Origin of the sequence: Kocuria sp. LHG3120, from assembly GCF_049897445.1 — a bacterium.
Classification (GTDB): domain Bacteria; phylum Actinomycetota; class Actinomycetes; order Actinomycetales; family Micrococcaceae; genus Kocuria; species Kocuria rosea.
Genome location: NZ_JAFCWG010000015.1, coordinates 1 through 10162, shown reverse-complemented (window position 1 = coordinate 10162; position 10162 = coordinate 1). Strand labels below are relative to the sequence as shown.

The 10162-nt window shown below is 64.4% G+C and carries 5 protein-coding genes and 1 pseudogene; 4 read left to right on the top strand and 2 right to left on the bottom strand.

The genetic code is table 11. The features are described 5' to 3' along the window. Window positions 1-264: 264 nt before the first annotated feature. The gene (locus ACP7CD_RS18275; RefSeq protein WP_426120820.1) at window positions 265-2271 is read right to left on the bottom strand and encodes an alpha-amylase family glycosyl hydrolase; all 2007 of its coding nucleotides are present in this window, start codon (window positions 2269-2271) and stop codon (window positions 265-267) included. Between the two features lie 447 nt (window positions 2272-2718). Next, window positions 2719-4926, bottom strand: a complete 2208-nt coding sequence (locus tag ACP7CD_RS18270; RefSeq protein WP_426120819.1) for a DNA/RNA non-specific endonuclease — start codon at window positions 4924-4926, stop codon at window positions 2719-2721. 373 nt (window positions 4927-5299) lie between these two features. On the opposite strand from ACP7CD_RS18270, the gene ACP7CD_RS18265 reads away from it, so the two are divergent. From ACP7CD_RS18265 to ACP7CD_RS18250, 4 genes and pseudogenes are all read left to right on the top strand, one after another. Continuing rightward, complete coding sequence (locus ACP7CD_RS18265) at window positions 5300-6328, top strand: hypothetical protein (RefSeq protein WP_426120818.1); 1029 nt, start codon at window positions 5300-5302, stop codon at window positions 6326-6328. Between the two features lie 405 nt (window positions 6329-6733). Then, window positions 6734-8413: a S8 family peptidase gene (locus tag ACP7CD_RS18260; protein ID WP_426120817.1), complete on the top strand. Its 1680-nt coding sequence runs from the start codon at window positions 6734-6736 to the stop codon at window positions 8411-8413. A gap of 137 nt (window positions 8414-8550) precedes the next feature. After that, entirely contained in the window at window positions 8551-9642 is a 1092-nt protein-coding gene (locus tag ACP7CD_RS18255) for a trypsin-like serine peptidase (protein ID WP_426120816.1), read from the top strand. A 308-nt stretch (window positions 9643-9950) separates the two neighbouring features. Continuing rightward, window positions 9951-10162, top strand: a pseudogene (locus ACP7CD_RS18250) (transposase); the annotation flags it as partial.

Here is a 10162-nt window from a genome sequence, read left to right as displayed (position 1 = left end):
CCTCGGGCTGCGCTACGACCGCACCGAGGCCACGTTGCTCCCGTTGCTCCTGCTCGCCATCACGCTCATCAACCTCCGCCGACTGTGCCAGGCAACGGAGTTATGAGACAAGGTCTAAGGGAACCGTGGGGCAGGTCAGAGAGTCATCGGATGTCGGGGCATTCCCGTGTGCGGCGGCCATGGTGGTGGTGTCGACGAGATACGAATCCGAGCATGGACGACTCTCCCGCGATGGAGGCTGCATCACGTCTACGGTGACCGAGGTCATGCGCCGACAAGGCAATACACTTTCGCTTCCCAGGCATTGATGCCTTCACGTCCCACCCAGTCGGGTGGAACGTCGCGTTGCTGCGTGATTTCCCGCCAGCGTTTGCCGGTGGGAGTGGGTGGCCAATTGGGTACTCGATATTCGCCGCCTGAACCGAGGTCGGCTGATACAAAGTTGGAGAAGTTGGCCACAACGACGACGTCGTCGCCGTCTCCGGGCCGCCCCCGTCGCCAGACCAGCACACGCTTGCCGTCATTGAAATCAACGTGGATGAAGTCGGTGTCGTTCACTGCAAGCGCGTCGGAGTGGGTGCGCAGGTGTACCAGCCTAGCCACGTAATTGAAAACTCGTTGCCGCCATGGCTCCTCCACCCGCTCGAAGTTGACGGCGTCGCGCTGTTTGGCCGGGTGTCCGGTGCTGAGATCGTGCTCGTCAGCAAACTCGTCCCCCGCGAAAATCATGGGCACGCCGACGGCCGTCAGGAGGCAGACGAATGCAAGCTTGATGCGTTCCTCGGTAAATGCCACGCCGTTGTTCTGCAGGAAGTCAAACAGGCGCTCGTTGTGAACGCCCTCCACGTCGTGGCTGCCGAGGTAGTTGACAGCCTGTGCGCCATCTCGAAAGCCCATGAGGCGGCAGTCGATCAGTTTGCGGATCGTCCATTCGAAGCTCGGTTCTTTGGCGTCGTTGGTGCCGAGAATGGCGTGCCGCACCATCCGTTTAAAGTCCTCGTTCCACAAGCCGTCTAGACGGTCTTGCTTAAGCAGATCCTGAGGCACCGACAACTCTTCGCCCACTACAAGGAACCGGTCCGCGTCGCCTTGCCATTCTCTACGAGCGAGATTCTTGAACTCCTGGACGAAATCCCAGTTGGCGATGTTGTTCACGCTGTCGACACGTAAGCCGTCGACGCCGAAGTCCGCCATCCAGCGCAACAAGAACGCTTTCATGAGCTGCCGAGCCGGGTTCAAGGGGCGGGATTGGCCGTCCAGCGGGTCGTAGCCGTTCACCTGTCGTGAGTAGCGCCACAGTGTTCCCCCGAACCCATCTCGCTGGCCTTGTCCGCCGGACTGCTGCGCGTCGGGGTCGTCAGGTTCGCTCTTTGGGTCGATGTGGAATTCGTGGAAGTTGATGTTCTCGAGCGGCGCGCGAGTTCCGAATGCCATCACCACGTCGGCGAAGAATCGGATGCCGTGCTCGTGACACGTCTTGACCAGCCGGGCCAGATCCCCGTTGGGTGTGGGCGAGGTATTGGCAGATGGAAAGCCTAGATCGAAATCGGGGGCGAAGTAGTTGCTCGTCGCGTAACCCCACTCCCGATCGACAAAACTGTCTGCGGGAGGGAGCAGTTCGAGCGCGTTGACACCGAGGGCCCCGAGATGGCTCCGGCCCGCTTCGAGCGCGGCCACGCCGACGAAGTTCGCGGGGTCGGATTTCGGATCGATCAGTGCGGCGACGTCCTGAAAGGTACCCACGCCGACCTGCGGGTCGCCGTGCAGATTGGTCCTCGTCCAACTTGTCGGCAGTTCGTAGATCACCAGTCTGTTGTTCGCTGCGGATCTGGCCTTCTCGATCGAGGCGACCGTCACGAATTCCTCACCGGTCGTGTCGCACCCTACCAATTGCCCGTTGGTGAACTTCACGACGGAGGCCGGGTCACGGTCGTTGTTGGAGTACGGAGGGGGTTGCCTGTCGGCAAGCAAACGCCAGTCCACCGTGAACGCCGTCGGATCTGTACACAGTATGCGTTGCCCATTTCGGTGCGGAGCACTATCGGTCACCTCGAACCAGTAATGATAGACCTCTCCGTCCACCAGCCCGCACTTGACTGCATCGATTGCCCACAGCCCCGGGCAACCCGGAATCTCCGCCAAGTCGTGCGCCTGTCTCGATGTCAGTGACCGCGGATTTCCAGACGTGAATATGCCGATCACCAACTTCGGTGCAGGGGCCGTGTGGTGCGGGCGCCATAGCACGAACTTCGTGCGCTTCAGTTTGAACAAATCCGGGACCATAACAGGCATTGGGAGTCCAATCCATCAGGTTGCCGACGCATTAATGTTCAACGGTACGGTGTCGACAACAACGGCGTACACGTTCGATCCCACAGAGGAATGGCAAGACCTCGTGCGCCCTGAACAACTGGCACCAAGGTTACGGGTGGTCCATTACTGGGACATCATCGAATACTCGCATAAAAGAGGCTGCAATTGCCCGGTCTCGAGCATTAGTTAACCGTCACGGATTCTCTGCCTTGTTCATACGAGCTACATCTCCGGCCGGGGCGCAGTGGCCTCATCGTAGTGGGCGGCTTCGAACCCGACATAGGACGGGGTGGTCATAGGGCGGCGAGTCGGGTTTTGTGGGCGAGGCGATTAGGCGAGTCAGAGGGAAGGTTCACTGGGCCGGTTGGTGCGGGGTCGGACCCGGAGCTGTCCCGATTGCCCGGTTCAAAGCACGAGATCGTCGAAGGAGCCCACGAGGTGGCTAGGGAGGCGTTCCTCGAAGGCTTCGTGGGCGCGCTCGTGCTCGGCGCCGGGTTCGTCGAGCGGGTCGGCCGCGGTGAGATAAGCAAAGTCCAGGCCGGTCAGGTCACGGATGCGGCGTACGGCGACCTGGTGGGTGGTAGGGACGAAGGCCTCTTTGGTGATGCCGGTGACGAGATCGCGTTGGCTGATGAGGTAGGCAGTGGCCGAAGGTTGCCCGTCGGTGTGTTGAAAGGCCAGAATTTTCCAGAAGGCCAACGGGATGCGATGGCCCCGGTAGATCGGGTCGGTGTCCTCCAGCACCGGACCGGTGAACACCGTGATCCGGGACCGATCCGCTCGGGCCTGATTGAGGAGGTAGTCTTCCAGCCCCAGCCAGGTGGACGTGTTCTGGTTGAAGTTGCTGTGCTGGGGGGCGCAGTTGGTGTAGTGGAAGGTATCGTCGTTGCCCTTGCACGCCTCGGCGACCGAGCCCCAGGCCGGGTCCAGTCGGCGGACGAGGTGGCCGCGGTCGAAGTCGTTGCGAGAATACAGCTCGTTGCCGATCTGTACCTCGCGCATCAGGCGAGGGTCGAACAGCCAGCGGTCGTCGCGGTCAGGCCGGCGGGCGCGGGCTCCGTCGACGTTGACGGCGGTGTACAGGGCCAGCCTCCGGGGCGCGTCGACGACCAAGCTGAAGTGGTGGTAGTCCACCACCGTCGGATCCGCCCCCGGGCGGGCGCGCAAAGTCTGTGCCGCCCGGGTCCTTTGCGCGTCGGTCAGTGGTGGCAGGGGTACCGGCCAGGGCAGGAAATCGGGGTCGTAGCCAGGGCGCTGATCGTAGTCGGGATCGAGGGCCTGAGCCTCGGGCTCCTCGGCCGGCGCAATCCCGGCTCCGGAGGACGTGGCAATGCCGGTAGTGGGGCTGTCCAACCGCAGTTCCAGGTGCAGCGGGACGGTGAGGGAAACTGTGCCCTGGGACACTTGAGGTGGTGCTACGGGTAGCTGCTGGGCGGGGGCTGCGGTGACTTTCGCCTCAGGCGTGGGCGTGAGAGAGGGGACCGGTACCACGGGCACGGTGATGCCTTCGGGGGCTTGGGCGGCGTGTTCGGCCGGGGTCGTCGCGGGGGGAGGCGGTGGGGTGAGCAGTTCCTCCAGCAACTGCCGGGCGGCGGGAGCCAGGGTGGTTGCTGCGGTGCGAAGCCAGGTGTGGATGCTGCTCATGCGCACCCCTTCGTTGGCGACCCATTGGATCGCGGCCTCCCCGCGGTCGTGGGTCCACACGGTGCCGTCCTGGGCAAGGATCTGCCCGGCCTCGTTCTGCGCTGGCACCCCGGAGTGGTGCAGGCCCAGCACCTCCCACTGGTTGTTGTACAGCGGGGACCCGGAAGACCCCGGGGCGGTGTCACTGCGGTAGTGCAAGAACAGCTCCAGGCGGTCCACCAGCTCGTTCTGCTGCAGCGAGATCTGCTTCGGTTTGCCTTCGGGGTGCTGGATGATGTTGACGGACTCTCCGAGCAGGATCTTGCCCTGCACGGCACTGGTGCGGTGGAACCCGAAGCTATGCAACGGCACGCTCGGGGACCCCTCCTGAGCCAGCGACTGGGCGGCGACGGCCACAACCGTGCAGTCCAGCTCTGGGTCAGTTAGGAAGAACGCGGCGGGGTCCAGGGCGAAGAAGCGGGAGCGCAGGGGCATCCCGTCGATGCCGTCCTGGAAGTTGAACTCGACCCACGAGGACCGGGCCACCTCGACGTTCTCGAGCACATGGTTGTTGGTCATGGCCAGCCGGGGGGAGACCAAGAACCCGGTGCCGAAGCCGGCCGGGCGGGAGCCCTCGCGGATGTGGATCCGTCCCACGCTGCGGGCGGCGGCCGCGCCCAGCTCCAGGAACGCCACGCCCAGCAAGTTGTTGTCCCCGATGATCCGCTCCAGCACCCGGGGGTCGTCGATGACTCCCCGGGCCGCTGCCGCCGACTCGGTGGACGCCACCCCGAGCGCCGCCCGCACCACCGGCTGTTGCAGCAAATGCTCAGATCGCATCCGCACCCGGTCAGGGGCATCAACCGCCAGCAAATGGCCTTCCGACATGTGGGCGAATCGGATCTTGTCCACCGTGGTCGCCCGAGGCTCCTGGCGGGCTTGGTAACGCTGGACGGTGGCGGCGATGACGCGATCCGGGATCGACACCACGCTCACTCCTAAGGCTCGTCGGTAACCCTTCGCGCCGCGCTCGGGGCCTCCGCGCAGTGGAAGGAAGAAACGGCGCAATAGGAACTGCAGGTGGAGTGAAGGTAACGATCCAGGTGTTACTGCGCTGTTATCGCTCTATGGGTCGATGGTTGCAGAGAGATCACGAGTTGCGGCGTACGTCACCGAAGTCGGGATTATTACAGGGAACACGGGAGTAGTAACAGCGCAGTAATGGATCGTTCAATATCTTTGGGCTCGCTAGTCATGAAAAATGCGCGTCTGTCCTCCGCGGTGGGCGTGAAAGAAGGTGTGTCCGACGCGCCCGCGCTGCTCGTCGCGGGGTGCGTCAATACGACGAACAGTGAAGGACAAGATGATGATCCTGGATTCATTGCCGGACGAGGTGCTTGCCTCCTTGGAGATCAGGAACGCGGCCTGGCGGAGGATGGCGGAGAACGCTCCAGGACTGGAGTTTGTTGCATCGGACTTGGCCAGATGGGTGCCCGGGTCCGTGGTGCGTGTGGCGTTCCTGGACGGTGACACCGATCTGCACGATGCGGTGGCCGGGGCCACCGATCAGATTACCGAGGCTTGCAACTTGAGGCTGGACTTTGGTTCGGACGGCTCCGGGGGGTACCGACGGTGGCGCGAGGACGATGAAGACTACGCCGCCGAAATCCGTGTCAGCTTCGACCTTGGTGGGTACTTCTCATTGGTGGGGACCGACAGCACGGATCGGTCCATCGGCCTACCGGGGGAGCCGGTGGGAGGTAGACCGAATCAGCGTAGTCTGAATCTCAGTGGTTTCGCCGCCCAACGGCCTGATCGTTGGGAGGGTACGGTCCGCCACGAGTTCCTACACGCGTTGGCCTTCCACCACTCCCATCAGAACCTGAGGGGACCGTGTGAGGTGGAGTTCCGTTGGGACGACGATCCGGGGTACGTCCCTACCCGTGATCCGCGCGGGGTGTTCGTTCCGGACTCCCAAGGGCGTCGTCCGGGTATTTATACTTTCCTGGCTGGCCCCCCGAATCGCTGGCCTCGTCACAAAGTCGATCACAACCTACGGACGGAGGACGACCCGGCCGTCGTGGTGGGTCCCTTCGATCCTGCATCGGTGATGCTCTACCGTTTCCCGTCCTTCTTCTACAAGTCCGATCCCAGCCGGTGTGCGCCCACCGGCAACGGGGTCGATCTCTCCGGTGGGGACAAGCGCGGGCTGAGCCTGCTCTACCCGCACGATGCCGAGGGGTTGTCCTTGCTGCACTCGCGTGCAGCCGCCTTGCAAGGCACCCTGCAAACCGCCGCGGAGCCGGTCCGGGAGTCGCTTCCAGAGCAGGACGGCGTGTACCGGGATCGCGCGCTCACCCTGTTGAGCGGGCTCGCCGGTGAGAACGTGTAGCCTGCGACTCCAAGTGGTGCCGGCACAACATCGCGGAAAACCTCGAGACCGCGGATGGACCTACGACAACCGACTTCCCCGACTCGGTGCACCTGGCGGGAGTAGCCGCGTTCTCCTGCCACCTCAGCCGCACCGTGAATGCTCTAACGACCAGTACCAACCTCGCAGCGATCCAAAGTGGACGCGCGGTGGTGGGTGCCTGGTTGGACGCCCATCGGAGCGATTCAGGAAGCGCTTGGTGATCAACATGGCCTCCACGCCGAGATCCCTCGCAGGGCTGAAAGAACGGGGCGGATTCCTGGAGGTCCCGATGAGTCCACTGGGGGTACTCATCCCGGACCCATTTGCAGATGGAGCCCACAGCACCGGCTCCACCGCTGGAGACCGCACGGGAGGAACGGGATGATGGACGACAGCGCCTTCGCCGGCAGGGGCGAGACAGTGAAAGAAACCGTGGAACGTTCCCTCGTTCCGCGGATCGTGGACCTCCCACCGGCTCGTTTCGCCTTGGAGCTGCGGCCCGGCCAGGACCTTGCGGCCGTTGCGGAGAGTCTGCGGGGCATCCTGCCGGATCTCGGTGCCGTGCTCGCCCCGTTGTCGGCATTGGAACCAGGGATTGTCGTGGTGGAGCTGCCTCGACACGGATTGCGCATCGAGGACCCGGCCACGGTGTTCGCCGCCGGGTATGCGTTGGCCGAGACTCTGGAAGTTGCGGCAGCCGAGCCCGATCTGCCCACCGACTTCTTCCCTGAGGAGCCGCCCGCCGCGCCGGATGTAGGCCTGAGACAAGAGAGCTTGGGGGGCGTGCTCGGCGGGTGCTGGGTTGCCCGGGAACCCCATCTCGACGGCAGACCGGGCTGGGCGCTTGAAACGATACGCGCGGTCCAGGCCTGGCGGGTTTCTGCGGCACAGGGTCGACCCAGCAGAGGTCGGGGAATTTTGATCGCCCAGCCCGACACCGGGATCACCGCGCACGCCGAGTTGCGCGGTGTCAACTCCGCTTCCGGGTTCGATTTCCTCGGAGCGGACCACGACCCCACCGATCCGCTCACCGGCGCCAATCCCGGGCATGGCACGGCAACGGCCAGCGTCGCGGTGTCCCCGCCCATGCTGCGAGTCACCGGATCAGCTCCGGACGCCGCGCATATGCCGCTGCGAGCCATTGAAAGCGTCGTGCGCGTGACCCAGGTGACCGTTGCCCGCTCGATCGACTGGGCCGTCGAGCACGGCGCCGCAGTCATCACTATGAGTCTGGGGGGCATCCCGTCCTTTTCCCTCCACAGGGCGGTGCGCCGGGCCGTGGCAGCCGATGTCATCGTCCTGGCCGCCGCCGGGAACTGCGTCGGCGCCGTCGTCTGGCCGGCCCGCTATGACGAGTGCATCGCAGTGGCGGGCACAAACGCCGCGGACGCCCGGTGGCCGGGTAGCTGTCAGGGAGCCGCGGTGGACATCTCAGCACCGGGTCAGAACGTCTTTCACGCGGATGTTCCCGCTGGAAGTGGAGCGGGAGGCGAGCACGTGAACCAAGGCCAGGGAACCAGTCTCGCTGTGGCGCTCACCGCAGGGGCGGCGGCCCTGTGGTTGGCCCACCACGGGCGGGCCAACCTTGTCAGGCAGGCACGGGCTCGAGGTGAGACGTTGCAGGTGATGTTCCGCCGTCTCCTCCAAGCGACCTCCCGCCGGCCACTCGGGTGGAACTCCTTCCAGATGGGACCCGGCATCGTCAACGCGGAGGCTCTGTTGCTCGCCGACCTGGATCTGGGGCGGGACCGGGAAGCCGTCGACCATGTGCTGGGGGCCCCGGACTCGGAGATGACATCGGTGGCCTCGCTAGTCGCGGAGCTGGTTAACTTCGACGCTGTCGACTCCACCGAACTGGACTGGCACCGTTTCGGACCAGAACTGGCGACGGCGCTCCTGCACCGAGCCGCGGCCGCCTCAGCGGATGTGCAACCCGAGCTGCCGGGGGCCGCGACGGTCACCGAGCAACTTGGGACGGCCGTCGACAACGAATACCTGAGGGGCTGGCTGGGCCTCCCACCGGTTGAGGCCGCACCCACCCAGAGAGTGGGTGAGAAACGATGACACGCTTCATGCCGGAGAAGTCCGCACGTCATCTCCGCGCCCTGGTGTCCGCACCGGCTCTGGCCGATCGTCAACACGTCTTAGTCGAAGCGGTCGACCCAGCGGAAGCAGCGCAGGCGCCTCCCCGGGCGGAGGCCGTGACCGGACGCCTGGAAGCCGCTCTGTTCTCCGTCCTCGAGGTTGCGCCAGCTGATGAGGTCGGAGACCCCCGCGAATACCGTCGTGCCCTAGAGATCCTGCTAAACCGAACCCGGCGTACCATCGACAAGCTTGATGAGGCTCCCGGCTCCCGGCTCACTGTGGACGACGCTCGAACCCTGGAGGCCGTCATCCGGGCCGACGGCACCCGGCCCTCCCTGCCGATACACGATGCCCGGGTGGATCCCCACCACCCCTTAGCAGGGGACTGGAGCGCCACCCTAGCCAGCACCCAGGACTCGCTGGCTCCATCCATCCGTGCCATTGGACGCGTCGAGCCGGAAAAGCCCACGGCGCGGGACTACTTCGGAACCGCCTGGATCGTCGACAGCGCAGCAGGATTGGCACTGACAAACCTCCACGTCGTCGAGGCAATAAGAAAGCGCCTCCCACACCTCGTGCAGCCCTCTCATTCAGGTTTCACTGTCCGAGGCGGCGTCTTCATAGACTTCGCCGTCGAATCCGGTCGTGCGGACAAGAACCGCTTCCAAGTCGTCGAGGCCACCATCTCCACTACAGCGGACGGTCCCAGTTTCACGAGGCTCGATGCGGCAGTCCTGCGGCTCGAACCCACGGCGGAAAGTGACTCTGCTCTACCCCCCGCGATACCGGTGACCGCTGATCCGGACGGGCCCGCCGGCAACCTGGCGTCCTACTGCGTCGTCGGCTTTCCCGGCCCACCTCAGTTCATTGGAGGGACTCACGAGGGCATCGACTGGACCTGGGTCAACACCACTCTGTTCGGCAACCGGTATGGAATCAAACGTCTCGCCCCCGGCATTACCTACCGCCCCCTGGGAACGGTGGACGGCGACGAGCAGCAGTGGGTCTTCGGCCACGACCTGACCACGCTGGGCGGCAACTCCGGATCTCCGATTTTGAACTGGCTCGACGACAGCCGCCGCGCCTTCGGACTGCACTTTGCTGGCCGATCCCTGGACAGCAACTACGCCCACGCACTAGGTGCCTGCACCGATCAGCTGCGCACCATGGGAGTACCCATGGACAGTTCTCACCATCACCAGTCATGAAACCGGGTCGGGGAAAGAAATGTTTGCTGATTCGTCCCTCGAGTAGAAACCGCGGGGGAGATCGTAGCCAGGATGGACGAGTTCTCTCATCTGTTTTTACTGGGACTATCGCGGTATCGGTGTAAGAGGCCTAATCACCCCGAATGGGGTTGGAGGGTCGACATAAGCGAGAAAATCGAGACACTGGTGGACGTGAGCCCTCCGAAACCCAGTGACGAGCCGGAAGAAGCGCCGCAGCTGAGCGCGGCCAGGGCCGCACGGTCATCGATCCGGGGTCGACCCTCGGGCCCTCGAGGCGGTGGCTGAGGCGGATCGACGACCGCGCCGCCTTGGAAGGCATTCTGTTCGTGCTCCACACCGGGTGCCGGTGGCGGGACCTGCCCGTGGAACTGGGGTGCGGATCCGGGCACACCGCTTGGCGCCGGCTGCGCGAGTGGCAGGAGGCCGGGGTGTGGGATCGGCTCCACCGGGCTGTGCTCGAGGAGCTCTCCGTGGAGGAGATCCTCGACTGGTCCCGGGC

Coding starts and splice junctions, on each gene's coding strand:
- ACP7CD_RS18265 (WP_426120818.1), top strand. CDS start 5,300: ATGATGATCCTGGATTCATTGCCGGACGAGGTGCTTGCCTCCTTGGAG.
- ACP7CD_RS18260 (WP_426120817.1), top strand. CDS start 6,734: ATGGACGACAGCGCCTTCGCCGGCAGGGGCGAGACAGTGAAAGAAACC.